An 18,040-nucleotide genomic window follows, 5' to 3' on the forward strand; every position below is an offset into this window, starting at 1 on the left:
GGCTTGACCATCGGCCTGACCCAAAGGAGGATGGCGCGACTTGGTTCTCAGTGGAAAGGTACCCCTCTTATGGCATGGCTCAAAACCGTCGGTTCCGGCGCCGTTGTGGTTTCGCTGCTGTCCACCACGGCCTCTTTTGCGGATGTCACCGCAGAGCAGGTCTGGCAGGCGTGGCAATCCGAATACCAGACCTACGGCTATGAGGTGATGGTCGGGAGCCAGAACCGCGAGGGCGACACGCTCACCGTCTCCGACGTGAAGATGGTCCGCAATGTCGACAATATGAGCCTCACGCTCGACGTGCCCGAACTCAAGCTGCGCGATCTTGGCGACGGCACGGTGGAGACCGTCTTCCCCGAAACCATGACCGGCGACATGACCGGCAAGCCGGGCACCGACACGTCTGACATCGCCATGAAGATGACGATGACCCAGACGGACAGCAAGGTCATCGTCTCCGGGTCGCCGGGCGATCTGACCTACGATATCGACGCGCCGAAGATGACGATGGATCTCGACCAGACCGTCACCGCCGAGGGGCAGGACGTGCCGGTCAAAATGTACTTCTCGCTGGAGAACACCAAGGGCAATTACCACGTTGTCGATGGCGACATGCATTCGGTCGATTCCAAGATGTCCATCGGAACGCTCGACCTGACCGCATCGGGTGCCGATCCCGAGGGCAGCGGCACGTTCAACATGAACGGCCAGATGAACGACCTCGCCTATGAAGGAACGTTCGCGATGCCCAAGGGCATCGACTCCGAGAAGCTCGACGAGGCGCTCAACGCCGGGGCGAACCTCGATCTTGCGATGACCTATGCCGGCTCGAACTGGACGGTGAGTGCCGACGGTCCCGACGGCAAGGTCGATCAGAAGACGACCGATCAGGGCGGTAAACTCGATATCGCGATGTCGAAGGACGGCCTGTCCTTCGGTGGCCAGAGCAATAACGGCCATATCGAGATGACGACGCCCGAACTGCCCTTCCCGATCACCGCGGATATCCAGTCGGCGGACATGAATTTCGCGATGCCGGTCGCGAAATCCGGTGAGGCGCAGGACTACAAGGCGAAGCTTGGCTTCAACGGCGTCACGGTCTCCGACAATATCTGGGCCATGTTCGATCCGAACGGCGATCTGCCCCATGACCCGGCAACGCTGCAGGTCGATCTCTCGGGCAAGATGAAGCTCTCCGAGGACCTGTTCAGCCCGGCCGCCGCCGCGATGGACGCACCGCCGATGCAGGTCGACACCGTCGACATCAACAACATCAAGCTGTCGATGGTCGGCGCCGATCTGAACGGCAAAGGCGCGCTCGAGCTGAAGAATGGCGGGCCGATGCCGATGCCCACGGGCAAGATCGACCTGACGCTGACCGGAGCTAACGCGCTTATGGACAAGCTGGTTGCGATGGGGCTCGTGCCGCAGGATCAGATCATGTTCGGGCGGATGATGCTCGGCCTCTACGCCAAGCCCACGGGCGACGATGCCTACGAGTCGCAGGTCGAGTTCCAGGATGGCGGGGAAATCCTCGTCAACGGCCAACGCGTCCAGTAAAGACTGAAACCCACGGCGAGAAGCCGTCCGGGTCTCCGGGCGGCTTTCGTTTTTCTCACGAGGTGTAAATTGACCAAGCCCTCCCTCTCCGATCTGACCCAGTCGCTGCTCGAGGCTGCGAAGCGCGCAGGTGCCCCTGCCGCCGATGCCATTGCGGTCGATGGGCGCTCGGTCGCGATCGATGTCCGCGAAGGCCGTCTCGAACAGGCCGAGCGGTCGGAGGGCGTCGAGATCGGGCTGCGTGTCCTTCTCGGCGGCAAACAGGCCTGCGTGTCCGCCTCCGATATTTCCGCCCGCACCTTCGAGGAAATGGCGCAGCGCGCGATTGCGATGGCCCGCGAAGCGCCGGAGGATCCGTTCATCGGCCTCGCCGATCCGTCGCAGCTGACCGACCGCCGCGATGCCGACGGCATGGAATTGGCCGATCCGAGCGCCGAGCCCTCCGCCGAGGCGCTGCAAAGTGACGCGCTAGAGGCCGAGGCCGCGGCGCTTGGCGTCGACGGCGTCGCCCAGGTGCAATCCGCCTCCGCCGCCTATTCCTATCGGCGCGTCCATGTCGCGGCCTCCAACGGTTTCGCGGGCGGCTATGATCGCAGCTCGCGCGTCGTCTCGGCCGTCGCGATTTCCGGCGAGGGGCTGGGGATGGAGCGGGACTGGGCCGCCGAAAGCCGCATTTTCCAGTCCGATCTGCCCAGCGCGCAAGAGATCGGGCGTCTGGCGGGCGAACGCGCCGCGGCCCGTGCCAATCCGCGCCGCCCGAAAACCGGTGCCTATCCGGTGCTGATCGACGAACGCGTCTCGGGCAGCCTGATCGGGCATCTTCTGTCGGCGGTGAACGGGCAGGCGATCTGTCGCGGCGCCTCGTGGCTGCGCGACGCATTGGACGAACAAGTTCTGCCCGAAGGCCTGTCGCTGATCGAGGAGCCGCATCGCAAGCGCGTCTCCGGCTCGCGCCCCTTCGACGCGGAAGGGCTGGCCACCGCGCGTCGCGCCATCGTCGAGAATGGTGCGCTGAAAAGCTGGACGCTCGACCTCGCCTGCGCGCGCAAGCTGGGGCTGCAATCGACGGCGAATGCCAGCCGCGGCACCTCTTCGCCGCCCTCGCCCGGCATCGGCAACGTGACCCTGACGCAGGGCGACAAGACGCGCGAGGAACTGATGGCCGAGATGGGCACCGGGCTTCTCGTAACCTCTTTCATCGGGGCCACGATCAACCCCAATACGGGCGATTATTCGCGCGGGGCCTCGGGTTATTGGGTCGAAAACGGCGAGCCGGTCTATCCGGTCAATGAATGCACCATCGCGGGCAACCTGCGCGATATGCTCCGCAGCATCCGGCCCGCGAATGACGCGCGGATGCATCTGAGCCATATCGTGCCCTCGCTTCTCCTCGAAGGAATGACGCTTGCCGGAGACTGATCTTCCCCTTCTGATCGAGACCGCGAAAGAGGCCGGTGCGCTTGCCCTGAAATATTGGAAAAAGGCGCCCGAAGCTTGGGACAAAGGCGACGGGGCCGGTCCGGTCTCGGAGGCCGATCTGGCGGTGAATGCGCTGCTGGAAGAGCGCCTGCGCGGCGCCCGGCCCGATTACGGCTGGCTGTCGGAGGAAAGCACCGACGATCCGGCGCGTCTCGAGGCGCGCTCGACCTTCATCGTCGATCCGATCGACGGCACGCGTGCGTTCCTTGCTCATGACGGTGGTTTCGCCCACGCTTTGGCCGTGGTGCGCGATGGCGCGGTCATTGCGGGCGTGGTGCATCTGCCGGTGCACGATCTCACCTATTCCGCGACAATCGACGGTCCGGCCTCCCTGAACGGCGAGCCCCTGCGCCCCGGTGCACAAGATGCGCTGTCCGGCGCGACGGTGCTGACCTCGAAACTCTCCGAAAATCCGAGCTTCTGGCGCCACGGCCTGCCGGATTATCAGCGCCATTTCCGCTCCTCGCTGGCATGGCGGCTCTGTCTGGTGGCGGAAGGGCAGTTCGATGCGACGATTTCGCTGCGCCCGGCATGGGAGTGGGACATCGCCGCGGCGAGCCTGATCGCGCAACGCGCGGGGCTGCTCGCCACCGATCGCAACGGCCGCGCGCTGCGGTTCAACCGGTCGCCGCCGCAATCGAGCGGGCTGGTCGTCGCCAACCCGACCCTGCATGAGAAATTCATCGAAAATCTGGCGTTCTGGCCGGATTAGGGTCTACCAGCGCAGCACGCGCGTCCCGATCAGAGCCCCCACAAGCATCACCACGACGATCCCGGCCCCGTACCAAGTGACGTAGAAAAGCGGGCTGTCCTCGGTGCAGTGCAGGGCGTAGATCGCGGTGCCCATACCCCCGGCAGCGAGCCCCGCCAGCGCCCCGGCCTGAGCCGGGCGCGTCACCGCCCCTTTGCGCAGGCTGATAAGGAGCGCACCCAGCGCCGGGAGGGACAGCATCGGCACGGAGATCAGGCAGGGCAGGATCGTTTCGCCCTCGAAATCCGACATGCGCTGGCCGTCAGGCGTGGTCAGGAAGGCATAGGCCAAAAGCGCTGCCCCGATCGCCGGGAAGATCCAGAGCCACCCGGTCGAAACCTTCGCCGTGGGCCGCCCCAGGCGCACCGCCATCGGGGTCACGAGCACGGCCAAGACCAGCGGCAGGTAGAATTTCGGGGCGATTTCCGGCGTCATAAGGGTCTGTTGCAGCGGAAAACGCAGCCCATAGACCGAAATCACGAACAGCGCCGACAGCAGAAGCGCCGGCACAAGCCAGCGGCCAAGCACCTGCTTCGGGCGCGGATCGGGCAACGTGTCTTGTTGCAATACGGATATCAGGTCTTCGGTTTTCATATCTCGATCAGCCTCTCGCGAAGCGCGGCCAGTTTTTTCAACGAGCGATGCAGCATCACGCGCACCGCTCCCTCACTCATATCTAACGCATCGCCGGTTTCCGCGATGCTCTTCCCTTCGAGCCCGATAGCGCGCACCAACTGCGCGGCGCGGGGCTCGAGATGGGTCAAAAACGTCTCTATATCGGCCTTTTCCGTGGGATCGGCCTCTGGAGCGGCGGGCAGCATCTCGGCGAAATCCTCCACCGGAAGATGGATACGTCGCCCCCGCTTCCGAAAGGCGTCGACCACCTTGTGCCGGGCGATCGCGTAGCACCACGGCGCCGCCGGCTCATCCTCGCGCCACGTGTGACGCTTCAGATGGATCGCGAGCAACACCTCCTGCACGACATCCTCGCAATCAGCTTCGGACAGCCCGGCACCGCGCGCCCGCACAACAGACCGCAACACCGGGGTCACGGCCTGCAGGAACAGACCGTAGGCGCGCTTGTCGCCCGCATTCGCAGCCCGCAGGAGCTGCGACCAATCTGCCCGCCGATCATGCATCATCGCCATCCTTTCGTTCGCGATCATGCCTTCGTTACAGCCAGAGCGAAAAACTTTTTCGTTCACGCTGGCGTGATCGGCGTAACGCGGCCGTGACCTGACGCGAAGGGTGATCAGGACCGCAACGGTCCCAACCAATCAGGGAGACTACCATGAAGACCGAAACCACCCTTGGCTTTGCAACTGCTCTGACCTGCGCGATGGGGCTGGCCAGCGCCGCCCATGCCGAAGATCAGGCGATGGAGAAATGCTACGGCGTCGCGATGGCCGGGCAGAACGATTGCGCCGCCGGGCCCGGCACCACCTGCGCCGGCACCGCGACGATGGATTATCAGGGCAACGCCTGGAAACTCGTCCCGGCGGGCACCTGCACCGAGATCGAGACGCCGCACGGTATGGGCTCGCTCGAACCCAAGGAGATGTGATCCCAAGCGGGGCGTGCGAGAGGCGCGCGCCCCGTTTCCTCACCGAAGGAGGCTGCCATGACACTGCCACGCAAAGCGGGCCTCGGCTTCAAGCCAGAGCACTTTCCCGCCATAACAGAGACGAAACCGGATCTCGGTTTCTTCGAAATCCACGCGGAAAACTATATGGGCGCGGGCGGCATGCCGCATGCGATGCTGGAACGGCTGCGCGCGGATTATGCGCTTTCGGTGCATGGCGTGGGCCTCTCGATCGGCGGCCCCGATCCGCTGGATCGCGACCACCTCGCGCGGCTCAAGAAGCTCTGCGACCGATACGCCCCCGAGAGCTTCTCGGAGCACCTTGCCTGGGCAAGCCATGGCGGTGTCTGGATGCACGATCTGCTGCCCCTGCCCTACAGTGCGGAAACGCTGGCGCTGATCTGCGATCACGTCGATGAGGTGCAGGAGCATCTCGGCCGCCGGATGCTGCTGGAGAACCCGGCGACCTATGTGCTCTTCGACGATTCCGACATCCCCGAGACCGAATTTCTGACCGAGATCAGCACGCGGACCGACTGTGGATTGCTGCTCGATGTGAACAATGTCTTCGTGTCCTGCGTGAACCACCGACAGGACCCGCGCGCCTATCTGGAGGCGTTCCCGCTGAACCGTGTCGGCGAGATCCATCTGGCGGGCCATGAAGAGGAGGAGCTGCCCTCCGGGCCCCTGCTCATCGATAGCCACGGGCGCGAAGTCGCGGAGCCGGTTTGGGCGCTTTATGCTGAAACAGTCTCTATAACCGGGCAGCTACCGAGCCTTATCGAATGGGACAATGATGTGCCGGACTTCGCCAGTTTGATGGCCGAGGCCGAGCGTGCGTCGATGATCTTGTCGGGTGACCACCATGCCCTCGCATCGTGACTTCGCCCGTGGTTTCCGCAAGAGTCTCGCCGGTGGGCCCGCGCCGCAAAACGCAACCGCCCAAGATCCGGCCGAGATCGAGCGCCGCTTCGACGTTTACCGCAACAACGTGGCGCATGGGCTGACACAGGCGCTTGCGCGGCATTTCCCGGCGATCGAACGGCTTCTTGGCGCGGATTGCTTCAGGGGGCTCGCCCGGGCCTATATCGCCGAGCACCCGCCGCGCACGCCCATCCTGACCGTTTGGGGCGGCGCGTTTCCGGCCTATCTGTCGGATGAACCTTCGCTGCAATCGCTGAGCTATCTGCCCGACGTCGCCCGCATCGAATGGGCGCGCAGCCGGGCCTATCACGCAGCCGATTCAGAGCCTATTGCGCCGGAACGCCTGCAAGAGACAGCCACACGCGCAGGTACTCACCTGTGCCTCGATCTGCATCCGTCGGTGCAGGTGCTTCAGCTCCTGACGCCCGCCGGTTCGATCTGGGCCTCGCAACAACCCGGTGGCCCCGCTCCACCGCGGGCGAAGGAGTGGAGACCGGAGACGCTGCTGATTGCGCGGCGCGGGATTTCTCATGTGATCACGTCCGTCGTTCGTAGCTCGACCGGCCGCTTCGTCTCGGCCCTCTGTGCAGGTGAAACCGTCGCCCGCGCGCAAGACCGGGCGGGAGCGGATTTTGACCTCAATGCAGCGCTTCTGCTGCTGGTGGAAAATGCGCTGATCGTCGGCGCGGGCATCGAAACAGGAGACGAGTCATGACCGATACGATCGAGATGAAAACGCCAAAACAGGGTCTATTCCGGCTGTATCATCGGTTTTCCGATGTAGCCCAGCGCTTCCCGGAGGAGGTTGTTCTGATCGGAGCGCGGCTCTTTCCGGCGATGGTATTCTGGATGTCCGGGCGGACCAAGGTGGAGGGGTTCATGATCAAGGATTCCACCTTCACCCTCTTTCAATACGAATACGACCTGCCCGTCATTCCGCATGAATGGGCGGCGGTGCTTGCGACCTTCGCGGAGCATTTCTTCCCATTGCTGCTGATCTTCGGCCTTGGCAGCCGCCTCGCGGCGCTCGCGCTTCTGGCGATGACGCTGGTGATCCAGATCTTCGTCTATCCCGGCGCGTGGGTCACGCATGGGCTTTGGGCCATCGCGCTTCTGACGGTTCTGATGAAGGGCCCCGGGCGGCTTTCTCTCGATAAGCTCATCGGATTGGAACGCTGAGCCTTGCTCTCCCCGCCTGCACGATTATGTGTGAGCGCAAAGGAGAGCCGATGCGCGAAAGCGACGATATCGAAGCCGCAATGGGCCGCGCCGAGAGCGAGGGCCACGGCCACCAGCCCGACCGGGCGAATACGCGGCTTTTGCGCGATGCGCTCGCGCAATTCGCGACCGGCGTGACCGTGGTGACCGCCTGTGCGCATGAAGACGCGGCAGAGCCTGTCGGGATGACGGTGAACAGCTTCGCCTCGGTCTCGCTCGATCCGGCGCTGATCCTGTGGTCGGCGGCGCGCTCCTCGTTTCGACATGCGCATTTCACCGCGACGCCCGCCTTTGCGGTGCATGTGCTGCGCTACGATCAGGAGGCGCTGGCACAGCGGTTCACCAAGCGCGGCGAAGGGTTCGACGGTCTGTCCTACCGGCTGAACGCGTCGGGCGTCCCGCTGATCGACGACACGCTCGCCCGGTTCGAATGCGTGACCGAGGCGCGCCATGACGGCGGAGATCACACGATCATCATCGGTCGCGTCACCCGCTTCGTGAAAGGCGCCGGGACCGATCCGCTGCTTTTCGCAGGCGGCCAGTTCGGGCGCTTCCTTCCCGATCAGCGCAGCTGATCAAAGTTTCAAGCTTTCAGCGTAGCTGAGCGATCTGCCGCGCGAGCATCGTCACCGCCGCGCTGTTCGCTTTTGCGATGGCCTGCGGCTCCTGAGAGCCGATCGGCACCGTGAAGTCGAACCGCCGCACCGTGTCTCCGCTGCGCTCATAGCCATTCGCCGAGACGAAATAGACACCTGCGACATGCAGCAGCCCGTCGGCGCCCGGCAGCATCTGTTCGATCCGGACCTCGATCTTGCGCGAGGGCGGATCGGCGAGCGGCCACGGTTCGGAAATTACGGTGGCACCCGAGAGGGACGAGATCTGCCGCGCCAGCGCCAGCGTCACCGACCGCGCCGGATCATCCGCCCAGAGATTGTCGGGGTTCGACCGCAGCGCCCCGTCCGCGGTCTGGAACGCGATCTCCTGTCCGCCCGCATAGTCAGGCAACGACACTTCCCGCAGCTCGGCCCGGCCCAGCCGGTTCGGCAGCGCCTTCTCGGCGGTGGGCGGGTCAATTGGATAGCGCGCGATCTTCTCGGGATCGGAACACGCCGCGAGGCCCAGGAGGCATAGCGGGATCAGGCTTAGAGCTTTCATCGTCATCTCCTGTCAGCGGCCCAGAATGAAGGACTGCGGATTGCGTTCGATCATACGCGCGAGCGAGCCGATATTCGAGATCGCCCGACGCAACTCGCGCAAGGTGCTAAGGGTTTCGTTCGAGAAGTTGGAGCCACGGCCATAGGTCGCCACCAGAGCCCCCGCCTGATCGACGAGCGATTGCAGTTTTTGCGTCAGTTCCGGCAGCTGATCCGAGGCTTTCGACACCGAATCCGCCGCGTTCTGCGCCGCATCGAGCGTCTGGTTCAGCTTGTCGGCCGCATTCGCCTCCTTCAGCTGGGTCAGGATCGCCGCGGTCTGCTCGAGCGTGTCGTTGAGCGATTGCGGTAGGTCCTGCGTGCCGGGCTTATTCAGAAGCTGGTCGATACTGGCGAGGATCGTGTCGAGTTTATCGCCCACATCTTTGAGCGGCATATCTGCGATGGCCGTCGCGGCGCGATCTGCAGAAGAGAGCGTCTCGTCGAGACCCGAGATTTCCTCGAGCACGGAGGACGCCGCTTCCGTCACACGGTCGAGTGCAGCCACGGTCTTATCCGCGGCATCCTTCTTGTTCAGCTCGGTCGTGAAGGTCTTGAGCTGCTCCAGCAGGCCGGACAACTCGCCCGGAACTTTTCGGGTTTCTTCACTCTCGGCCACGGCCGAAATCGAATCCAATGTGCGGATCGCGGAGCTCATCACCTCCTCGATCGGCAACCCTTCGATCCGCTTGAAGACGCCCTGCGCCGATTTCGAGAGATCATTCTCGGCCGCAGGCGCGGTCGGGAGCGTCGGATAGGGTTTGGCGTCGAGATTCATCTCGGCGTCTGGCAGATCGGGCACATCGGTCAGTTCAATCACCGTCGTTCCGCCCAGAAGCCCGATATTCGCGATCCGCGCTCTCAGTCCGCTTTGAATCTCGCCTTGCAGGAACTGCGTCACAGCCTCTTCCCCGGCGTCGCGGGACAGGCCGAGCCGGTCCGGCGACAGCGCGATCGTGAGCTGTTGCTGCGCATAGCTCTGGCCGGTGCTGTCCTTGCGGATCTTGATCGCAAGCCCGGTAACTTCGCCCGCCTCGACGCCCCGGAACTGCACTTTCGAGCCAACTTCGAGCCCCTGCACGGGATCATCGAACAGCAGCGTGTATTTCGGCGGATCGACCACGTCCGACTGGAAAACCGAGTTTTCCGCGGTGTCCTTGCCGTCGTAGAGGCGGAAGGCGTGTTCGTTCTCGACGATCCCGCCACCGCTGGTGAACGTGTCGAATTCCACCCCGCCCTGCACAAGCGTCGCGAGCGAGCGCACGTCGAGGCTGAGACCGGAGGTGTCGAATTTCACGGAGAAGCCCGAGGTGTCCCAGAACCGGGTCTGGGTCGTCAGCAGTTTGTTATGCGGCGCTTCGATGAAGGCATCTACAATCACGCCGGACCCGTCGTCATCAAGCCGCAGGTTCTGCAGATGTCCGACCGTCAGCCCGTGATAGAGAACCGGCGCCCCATCGACGATCCCGCCCGCATCCTTCGCGCGCAACTCGATGATGGTGCCCTTGGTCGGATCGGGGGAGATCGGCGGCTTGTCGAGACCCTGGAACATGCTCTGCTGGCCGTTGGGCTTATTGTTCCAGAAGCCCTCGATATAGGTGCCCGACAGCACGGTCCCGAGGTTCTGAATACCCCGCGCCGACACTTCGGGGCGCACCAGCCAGAATTTCGCCTCGGTATCGACGAAAGGCGCCACCTCGTTGTCGATGCGCACGCCCAGCTGCACCTGCTCCAGATCGGAGGTGAACGAGACGCTCTCGACCTTGCCGACATCGACATCGCGGAACTTGAGCGGCGTGCCGATCTCGACCCCGGTCGCATCCTTGAAGTTGATATGGATGAGCATCCCGCGATCCGAGACCGTCTTCCATGCGACGCCGAGCGTGATCAGCAAGGCGATCAACGGCACGATCCAGACGACGGAAAGCCGCGTCCAGATCGGGCGCGGAGCGTTGGAGGTTTCCAGCTCGGCCGGGCCGGTCTCGGGGGTGTCGTTCATGAACTCACTCTGTCAGGGCCGCGCCAGATGAGGCGCGGGTCGAAGCTTTGGGCGGATAGCATGGTGAATGCAACCGAGAGGGCAAAAGACGCGGCGGCAGGGCCGGGATGAATCGAGGCCACGAAACCAAGCTGCACCAGTGCGGAGAGGATCGCCACGACGAAGACGTCGATCATCGACCAGCGCCCGATGAATTCCACAACCTCGTAAAGATGCAGATGCGGAGGGCCGCCTTTGCGGCGCTCGTTTCCGACCGCGAGGGCGAGATAGGCAATGGCGATGAATTTCCCGATCGGGATCATCACCGAGGCGCCGAAGATGATCAGCGCCACGCCGTAATTGTGATGCCGCCACAGCTCCATCGCGCCGCCGACGATGGTGTTTTTCTGCTCATGACCAAGCGTCGCCGTGATCAGCATCGGGTAGAGATTGGCGGGAATGTAGAAAATCAGCCCCGCGATCCACCACGCCCAGACGCGCTGCAGCCCGCTCTTGTCGACCTTGTGCAACGTCGCGCCGCAGCGTTCGCAATGCGCATGATCCGGGGTCCAGACCCGACCGCATCGAGTGCAGCCGATCAATCCGGCATCGGTGGCGGTCAGCACATTCATTTTCGTTCGATCGCGTCCCATATCGTCCATTTGCTGACAAAGGAGTTCTTGAGCGCGATCACGATGATGAGAACGCAAAAAGCCCAGAAGGCGGGGCCAAGCGACACCTTGGCGAGACCGCCGAGTTTCACCAGCGCCACCGCCGTGCCGATGATGAAGATCTCCGCCATCGCCCAAGGCTGGCTTTCCTCGGCAAGGCGAAACATCGTCGCGGCATGTTTCCAGGCGGGTTTGCCATTGGCGAGCGGCCAGAGCGTGTAGATCAGCGCAGCAAACCGGAAGATCGGCAGCGCCACGATCATCGACAGCACGAAGAAGGCCAGAGGCGCGATCCATCCGTCGGAAAATGCCATCGCAACGCCGAAGATAGAGCTCTCATGGCTCAGCCCGCGAGTCGAAATCTCAAGGAAGGGGAAGAAGATCGCCCCGATCATCAGGATCATCCCGGTGAAGGAAAAGGCGATGACATGCAGAAACGATCTCTCGCGCGGCGAGATCAGCACCGTTCCACAGCGAACACAGGTCGCCCGCTTGCCATCGGGCAGATGCGTCGCGCGATAGAGCGCGTCGCATTGCGGACAGGCAATCAGATCGGCCGGGTCAACTGTCATTGTGTTCGGGTGCCCATTCATCTGCCAAATCTAGCGATTGCCCGCGCCACGACAAGGGAAGAGGCCGATGGCTCGCATTTTATCCGTCAATCGCCTGTTAACACGCACCTACTATACCGGACGCGGGTGAAAAGAGGTGGTGGAATGAGCAACCGCGACAACGCGGCGCCAATCATCATCAAGCGTAAGAAGGTTGTCGCAGGCGACGGGCACCACGGTGGGGCGTGGAAAGTGGCCTATGCCGATTTCGTCACTGCGATGATGGCCTTCTTCATGCTGATGTGGTTGCTGAACGCGACAACCGAGAAACAACGCAAGGGCATCGCGGATTACTTCAATCCGACGATCCCGATCAACCGCATCTCCGGTGGCGGCGAAGGCGCCTTCGGCGGGGATTCTGTCTTCTCCGAAGATCAGATCGCACAGACCGGGACCGGTGCCGTCTCGCAACGTCCGACCGAAGAGCGTCAGGCCCGCGGCGAAAACTCCGCCGACGACACGCAGGACAGCGACACGGCCAGTTTGAAAGAGATGGCGCGCGCAATCGAGCAAGCTCTGATGGGCGTGGGTGGCGAGTCGATGATCAGCGAGCAGCTCGCGCGCCACATCGTGACCCGCGTGACCGACGAGGGCCTGATCATCGAGATCTCCGACCTGCCCGACGCGCCGCTTTTCGTGGGCGACACGGCCAAGCCGCAACCGGTTCTCCCCGATCTGGCGAAAATCCTGACGCGGGTCTTCTCGCTCGTCTCGAACAATGTCGCGATCAACGGCTACACGAGATCCTACCCGAAAATGCTGGCCCATGACCCGGTCTGGGAGCTTTCCGCCGCACGCGCGCAAGCGATGCGGACATTGCTGGACGGCGCCGGTTTTCCGGCCGATCGGATGCAGCGCGTCAGCGGCTTCGCCGATCGCAAACCGAAGGTCGAGCGGGCGATGGACCTGCGCAATAACCGTCTGGAAGTGATCGTGCTGCGCAATGGCCGGTGAGGCGCGTCTTAGCGAAGCGGTAACTACGGATCGAAAAAACTGGACCTGTTAGGGCGATCTTAAATACCCGGGCGCAAAGGTATGGATGAACTTCGGACGCAGCAGCAGAAAGGCGCATCCATGTCCATTTCTTCCTCGCTCAATGCGGGCGTGGCCGGCTTGGCCGCGAATGCCACACGTCTTGCCACGATCTCGGACAATATCGCGAATTCGAGCACCTACGGCTACAAGCGCGCCGTCACCGAATTCGAAAGCATGGTGATCAATCAGGCGGCGAAGACTGGCTCCTATTCGGCTGGCGGTGTCCGTGCCTCCACGAGTCGCCTCATCGAAGAGAGAGGCTCGCTGGTCTCCACCTCGAACGCACTCGATATCGCGGTTTCCGGACGCGGTATGCTGCCCGTCATGACGGCCGTGGCGCTCGATAACTCGACGGGGGACGAACCTTTGAAGATGACCACGACCGGCGCGTTTCGCACCGATGTCGACGGGACACTGATGACGGAATCCGGGCTTGTTCTGCTCGGTTGGCCCGCCAGTGCCGATGGCACCATCCCGACCTTCGCGCGCGACACCATGTCCGGGATGGAGCCGGTGGTGATCAACGCCAACCAAACGGCAGGCGACCCCACAACGACGCTCAATCTCGGGGTCAACCTGCCCGCGACAGATACCGAAGCCGGGTCAGCCGGTGACACGCTGCCGCTTTCTGTCGAATATTTCGGAAATCTCGGAACATCCGAAACCCTGGACATCACGTTCCATCCCACGGTCCCGGCCAGCGGCGCATCGAACGAATGGGCAATGGTCATCCGCGACAGCGCTACGGTCGATGACCCGGGCACCCCCGCGACCGATGAAAGCGTTATCGGTCGCTATGTCCTGACTTTCGACGACAGCCGTAGCAGCGGCGGCACGCTCGCCTCGGTCAATGTTATCGCAGGTGGTACCTACGATGCCTCGACCGGCACGCTCGATCTCTCTGTCGCCGGCGGTCCGTTGAGCGTCACCATCGGCAAGATCGGCGACACCAACGGATTGACGCAGCTTTCCGACAGTTTCTCCCCGACATCGATCACGAAGGACGGCTCGCCCGTCGGCAACCTCACGGCCGTCGAAATCGATGAGGATGGCTACATCAAAGCGACCTACGACACCGGCTTCATCCGCACGGTCTATCAAATCCCCCTCGTGGATGTTCCCAATCAGAACGGCCTGATCGCGCTCGACAATCAGATCTTCGAAGTTTCCTCAAACTCCGGCTCTTTCTTCCTCTGGAATGCCGGTGACGGTCCGACCGGGTCGATCGAAGGCTACGCTCGCGAAGGCTCGACGGTCGACGTCGCAGAGGAACTGACCAACCTAATCCAGACGCAGCGCGCCTACTCGTCCAACGCCAAGGTAATCCAGACGGTCGACGAGATGCTGCAGGAAACCACCAATATCAAACGCTGATCCTGATCGGATCGGCGACGGGAGGTCGCGATGGGAATCTCGCAAACGCTATCCAATGCCTTGTCGGGCCTCACCGCGGCCTCTCGCATGGCCGAGGTCGTGGCCTCCAATACCGCCAACGCGCTCACCGACGGCTACGCGCGCCGCGAGATTTCACTCGGCGCGCAGGTCGTCGGCCAGCAAGGTGCCGGTGTTCGCGTGCTCAGCGTAGACCGCATCGTCAACGAAACCCTCCGCAGCGATCTCCGCCTCTCCGATGCTGCGGCCCAAAACGCATCGCTGCGCGGCGACTTTCTTTCAACCTTCGAAGCTCGCATCGGCACGCCGGAGGATACGAACTCCCTATCCTCCAAATTCGCAGAGCTCGAAGCCTCGCTCGTCGAAGCTGGTAGCCGCCCAGAAAGCGAAGCCCGCCTGTCCACAGTGCTAAACGCCGCCCGCGAGGTCACCGGGCACCTGAATTCGCTCTCCGCAGAATTGCAGGACAGCCGGATGGACGCAGATCGAAAAATCGCGACGCAGGTCGACGCCCTAAACGGCGCACTCGCGCAGGTCGATGAACTCAACGCAACGATCCTGGCCGGAAAGGCCGCAGGCCATGACACCAATGCGCTCAAGGATCAACGTCAAACGCTGGTCGACCGGATCTCCAGCATCGTCCCCACCCACCAAGTCCCGCGCGAAAACGATCAAATCGCACTCTTCACCACAGGCGGTGCCGTCCTTCTCGAAGGCAACCCAGTGGAGATCGGGTTCACGGCGCGCGGAATCGTTACGCCGGACATGACCCACGACGGAGGGGGTCTCTCAGGCCTGACGCTCAACGGAAACGACGTCTCAAGTGACGATGACGGGTTCTTCGGCGGCGGCACGCTTGGCGCCCTTTTCGCCATCCGTGATACGCTCGCTCCAAACTTGCAGGTTCAGATCGACGCACTCTCCCGCAACCTGATCGAGAGAGTCAGCGACCCGGCGGTCGACCCAACACTCAGTGGCGGCGCAGCCGGTCTCTTTACAGATGGCGGGGGCCCGCTCGACCCGCTCAACGAAACAGGCCTCGCCGGTCGGATCGTCATCAACCCGCTCGCGGACCCTGCACAAGGAGGCTCGCTCTCGCTGCTGCGTGACGGGTTCGGCGCATCTACCCCTGGCCCCGTGAGCAACGCAGAAAATCTTTTCGCACTCGCCTCAGCGTTAACAACCGCGTCCGCACCCGCGTCCGGAAATTTCGGCCCGTCGCTTCATTCAAGCGCGGAGCTATTCGCTAGCTTCTTGTCCCAAGTCACGAGCGATCGTCAAAGCAACGAGGCGACTCAAACCTATGCGACGACCCGCTACGACACATTGAAAGAGCAGGCCCTCGCTGAGGGCGTCGATACTGATCATGAAATGCAGAAACTTCTGCAAATTGAAGAACTCTACAGCGCCAATGCACGCGTCATTCAAACCGTCGATGCACTGATCAAACAGCTTCTGGAGATCTAAGATGAACTATCTCTCTGTTGGAGACATGGCGCTGAATTTCCAGATGCGACGCCACAATGCAGCGCTGGATACGAAATTGGCGGCCCTTACCCAAGAAGTGACGTCTGGTATCAAGTCCGATCTCGGCGCCGCCGTATCCGGAGACTTCGGCGCGCTCTCCGCGATCGATCGGAGCCTGAGATTGTTCGACGCATTCGACCTCGCCACTACCGAGGCGAGCCAATATGCAGACGCGATGCAACGCAGCCTCGAGCGGATCGGCAACCTCGACGACGGCATCAGCACGGCCCTCATGTCCGCCGCCACCACTTCCAGCAAGATCATGATCGACGCGACCGTCGCGTCGGCAGCCGAAAAGTTCGACGCGCTGATCGCAACGCTCAACACGAATTCTGTCGGACGCTACATATTTGCGGGCGATCAAGGAGATACGACCCCGCTACCCGATGCCGAAACGATTATCACGTCCCTGTCTGCGGAGATTTCGGGGGCGACGAATGCGACGGATGTACTCGCGACCCTCGATACGTGGTTCGCCGACCCAAGCGGTTTCAGCGCAACCTCCTATCAAGGTGGCGAAGCCAGGGGCAAATTCTACATCGCAGAGGGCGAAACCGCCGCGATCGGTGTCACCGCAAATGACCCAGGCGTCAAAGATGCGATCAAGGGCTACGCCATAGGAACGCTTTTGGACCGAGGTTTGTTCGACGGTGACTTGGCCCAGCGAAGTGCGCTTGCGAAGGAAGCGGGTGAGAGAATTCACTCGGGATCTCTCGCAACCGTCGAACTCGCCGCGGAAGTCGGTTCGTTCGAAGGCAAGGTCGCCTCAGCAGCCACACGAAACGATACTGAACGCGCCAGCCTTGAAATTGCACGGACGAAACTCATCGGCGCCGACCCGTACGCCTCAGCAACCGCGCTCGAAGCGGTACGCTCCCAGATCGAGACGCTCTATCTTCTGACAAGCCGTCTCTCCAACCTCTCGATGACGGATTACATGTGATGTGGCGCTGGTTGCTAGTTGCCCTCGTTTTCCTTCCGCAGATCGTTCTTTGCGCCCCGATCCGCATTAAGGATCTGGTCGAATTCGACGGAGTGCGCGGGAACGATCTCGTCGGCTATGGTCTGGTCGTTGGATTGAACGGCACGGGTGACGGGTTACGTAACGCTCCCTTTACCGAAGAGATCATGTCGAACATGCTCGAACGGCTCGGCGTTAACGTTACCGGCGAACAGTTTCGTCCTAAGAACGTCGCCGCCGTGATGATTACGGCGAGCCTGCCACCCTTCGCGCGCGCCGGAAGCCAAATCGACATCACAGTCTCAGCGATTGGTGACGCCAAGAGCCTTCTTGGCGGCACCCTCGTGATGACGCCTTTGAAAGCGGCAGATGGCGAAATCTATGCGGTCGCGCAAGGAGCGATCATTGCCGGCGGCGCTGTGGCACAGGGAAACGCCGCTTCGGTGACTCAAGGCGTTCCGACCTCGGGAAATATTCCGTCGGGCGCGCGCGTCGAGCGCGAAATCGCCTTCGAGATTAACGACCTCAATACGGTGCGCCTCGCGCTGCGCAAGCCCGACTTCACCACTGCAAGCCGAATTGAAACCGCGATTAACCGCGAATACGGCCGGCGCGTCGCGGAAATGCTCGACGGCGGCACTGTCGCTTTGAACATTCGCGAGACCCGCGCGCGCTCGGTCGCGCATGCGATCGGCCGGGTAGAGAATCTCAGTGTCGAACCAGAACAGCGCGCCCGGGTCGTGGTCGACCAGCGTTCGGGTACGATCGTCATGGGGGAAGACGTGCGGATTTCGCGCGTCGCCGTCAGTCAGGGAAATCTGACCCTCAAAGTGGAGGAAAGCCCCCTTGTGGTGCAGCCCAACCCGTTTTCGCAAGGAGATACGGTTGTCGTCCCCAGATCGCAGGCGACTCTCACAGAAGAGCCAGGCATTCGCATGGCCGAAGTCCCACAGGGCAGCTCGCTATCGGAATTGGTCGCGGGGCTCAACGCGCTCGGCGTTAGCCCGCGCGACATGATCGACATCCTCAAGAGCATCAATGCCGCGGGCGCGTTGCATGCAGAATTTGTCGTGAATTGATCTGAAGCCTCGAGAACGACTGCCCTGAAACAAGCGAAGCGGAACCTTGCGGTTCCGCCTCTGCGCCTAAACTTTCAGG

At 62.5% G+C, this 18,040-nt stretch carries 19 protein-coding genes; 13 read left to right on the top strand and 6 right to left on the bottom strand.

Annotation, left to right across the window (positions count from 1 at the left end; all coding sequences use genetic code 11):
- The first annotated feature begins 69 nt into the window (after positions 1 to 69).
- The 3 genes from ACZ7GB_RS10110 (at position 70) to ACZ7GB_RS10120 (ending at position 3,751) form a co-directional block, all read left to right on the top strand.
- Positions 70 to 1,560, top strand: coding sequence for a DUF2125 domain-containing protein (locus tag ACZ7GB_RS10110; RefSeq protein WP_472158551.1), 1,491 nt, complete (start codon positions 70 to 72; stop codon positions 1,558 to 1,560).
- A 69-nt stretch (positions 1,561 to 1,629) separates the two neighbouring features.
- Entirely contained in the window at positions 1,630 to 2,979 is a 1,350-nt protein-coding gene (locus ACZ7GB_RS10115) for a TldD/PmbA family protein (RefSeq protein WP_472158552.1), read from the top strand.
- Positions 2,966 to 3,751: a 3'(2'),5'-bisphosphate nucleotidase CysQ gene (locus tag ACZ7GB_RS10120; protein ID WP_472158554.1), complete on the top strand. Its 786-nt coding sequence runs from the start codon at positions 2,966 to 2,968 to the stop codon at positions 3,749 to 3,751. The genes ACZ7GB_RS10115 and ACZ7GB_RS10120 overlap by 14 nt, the downstream gene beginning before the upstream one ends.
- A gap of 3 nt (positions 3,752 to 3,754) precedes the next feature.
- On the opposite strand, the gene ACZ7GB_RS10125 is transcribed toward ACZ7GB_RS10120, so the two are convergent.
- Together ACZ7GB_RS10125 and ACZ7GB_RS10130 are read right to left on the bottom strand one after the other, a co-directional pair.
- On the bottom strand, positions 3,755 to 4,384 hold the full coding sequence (locus ACZ7GB_RS10125) for an NrsF family protein (RefSeq protein WP_472158555.1): 630 nt from the start codon (positions 4,382 to 4,384) through the stop codon (positions 3,755 to 3,757).
- Positions 4,381 to 4,929, bottom strand: a complete 549-nt coding sequence (locus tag ACZ7GB_RS10130) for a sigma-70 family RNA polymerase sigma factor (RefSeq protein WP_078522786.1) — start codon at positions 4,927 to 4,929, stop codon at positions 4,381 to 4,383. The genes ACZ7GB_RS10125 and ACZ7GB_RS10130 overlap by 4 nt, the downstream gene beginning before the upstream one ends.
- A 152-nt stretch (positions 4,930 to 5,081) precedes the next feature.
- Here ACZ7GB_RS10130 and ACZ7GB_RS10135 point away from each other — a divergent pair, with 152 nt between their 5' ends.
- From ACZ7GB_RS10135 to ACZ7GB_RS10155, 5 genes are all read left to right on the top strand, one after another.
- A complete protein-coding gene (locus ACZ7GB_RS10135; RefSeq protein ID WP_078522705.1) occupies positions 5,082 to 5,354 on the top strand; it encodes a BufA1 family periplasmic bufferin-type metallophore in 273 nt (90 codons plus the stop codon).
- 57 nt (positions 5,355 to 5,411) lie between these two features.
- Positions 5,412 to 6,254 (top strand): MNIO family bufferin maturase, encoded by an 843-nt coding sequence (gene bufB / locus ACZ7GB_RS10140; protein WP_472158557.1) that lies wholly within the window; start codon positions 5,412 to 5,414, stop codon positions 6,252 to 6,254.
- Positions 6,238 to 7,011 (top strand): HvfC/BufC family peptide modification chaperone, encoded by a 774-nt coding sequence (locus tag ACZ7GB_RS10145; protein ID WP_472158558.1) that lies wholly within the window; start codon positions 6,238 to 6,240, stop codon positions 7,009 to 7,011. The genes bufB and ACZ7GB_RS10145 overlap by 17 nt, the downstream gene beginning before the upstream one ends.
- Positions 7,008 to 7,475, top strand: coding sequence for a DoxX family protein (locus ACZ7GB_RS10150; protein WP_472158559.1), 468 nt, complete (start codon positions 7,008 to 7,010; stop codon positions 7,473 to 7,475). The genes ACZ7GB_RS10145 and ACZ7GB_RS10150 overlap by 4 nt, the downstream gene beginning before the upstream one ends.
- A gap of 80 nt (positions 7,476 to 7,555) precedes the next feature.
- Entirely contained in the window at positions 7,556 to 8,089 is a 534-nt protein-coding gene (locus ACZ7GB_RS10155) for a flavin reductase family protein (RefSeq protein ID WP_472158825.1), read from the top strand.
- 16 nt (positions 8,090 to 8,105) lie between these two features.
- Here the strand turns inward: ACZ7GB_RS10155 and ACZ7GB_RS10160 are convergent, their stop codons facing one another.
- The 4 genes from ACZ7GB_RS10160 to ACZ7GB_RS10175 are packed head-to-tail and all read right to left on the bottom strand — an operon-like array spanning position 8,106 to position 11,928.
- The gene (locus ACZ7GB_RS10160; RefSeq protein ID WP_168174018.1) at positions 8,106 to 8,669 is read right to left on the bottom strand and encodes a PqiC family protein; all 564 of its coding nucleotides are present in this window, start codon (positions 8,667 to 8,669) and stop codon (positions 8,106 to 8,108) included.
- Positions 8,670 to 8,681: 12 nt separating this feature from the next.
- The gene (locus tag ACZ7GB_RS10165) at positions 8,682 to 10,706 is read right to left on the bottom strand and encodes a PqiB family protein (RefSeq protein WP_472158560.1); all 2,025 of its coding nucleotides are present in this window, start codon (positions 10,704 to 10,706) and stop codon (positions 8,682 to 8,684) included.
- Entirely contained in the window at positions 10,703 to 11,317 is a 615-nt protein-coding gene (locus ACZ7GB_RS10170) for a paraquat-inducible protein A (protein ID WP_472158562.1), read from the bottom strand. Before ACZ7GB_RS10170 ends, ACZ7GB_RS10165 begins: the two co-directional genes overlap by 4 nt.
- On the bottom strand, positions 11,314 to 11,928 hold the full coding sequence (locus tag ACZ7GB_RS10175) for a paraquat-inducible protein A (RefSeq protein WP_244176662.1): 615 nt from the start codon (positions 11,926 to 11,928) through the stop codon (positions 11,314 to 11,316). The genes ACZ7GB_RS10170 and ACZ7GB_RS10175 overlap by 4 nt, the downstream gene beginning before the upstream one ends.
- 144 nt (positions 11,929 to 12,072) lie before the next feature.
- Here ACZ7GB_RS10175 and ACZ7GB_RS10180 point away from each other — a divergent pair, with 144 nt between their 5' ends.
- The 5 genes from ACZ7GB_RS10180 (at position 12,073) to ACZ7GB_RS10200 (ending at position 17,961) form a co-directional block, all read left to right on the top strand.
- On the top strand, positions 12,073 to 12,921 hold the full coding sequence (locus ACZ7GB_RS10180) for a flagellar motor protein MotB (RefSeq protein ID WP_472158563.1): 849 nt from the start codon (positions 12,073 to 12,075) through the stop codon (positions 12,919 to 12,921).
- Between the two features lie 120 nt (positions 12,922 to 13,041).
- Positions 13,042 to 14,376, top strand: a complete 1,335-nt coding sequence (locus ACZ7GB_RS10185; RefSeq protein ID WP_078541472.1) for a flagellar hook protein FlgE — start codon at positions 13,042 to 13,044, stop codon at positions 14,374 to 14,376.
- Positions 14,377 to 14,406: 30 nt separating this feature from the next.
- Positions 14,407 to 15,861: a flagellar hook-associated protein FlgK gene (gene flgK / locus ACZ7GB_RS10190; RefSeq protein ID WP_472158564.1), complete on the top strand. Its 1,455-nt coding sequence runs from the start codon at positions 14,407 to 14,409 to the stop codon at positions 15,859 to 15,861.
- A gap of 1 nt (position 15,862) precedes the next feature.
- Positions 15,863 to 16,864, top strand: coding sequence for a flagellin (locus ACZ7GB_RS10195; RefSeq protein ID WP_472158565.1), 1,002 nt, complete (start codon positions 15,863 to 15,865; stop codon positions 16,862 to 16,864).
- The gene (locus ACZ7GB_RS10200) at positions 16,864 to 17,961 is read left to right on the top strand and encodes a flagellar basal body P-ring protein FlgI (RefSeq protein WP_347429224.1); all 1,098 of its coding nucleotides are present in this window, start codon (positions 16,864 to 16,866) and stop codon (positions 17,959 to 17,961) included. The genes ACZ7GB_RS10195 and ACZ7GB_RS10200 overlap by 1 nt, the downstream gene beginning before the upstream one ends.
- Positions 17,962 to 18,040: the final 79 nt, after the last annotated feature.

Source organism: Thioclava sp. PTB-PU3-1 (assembly GCF_055666785.1).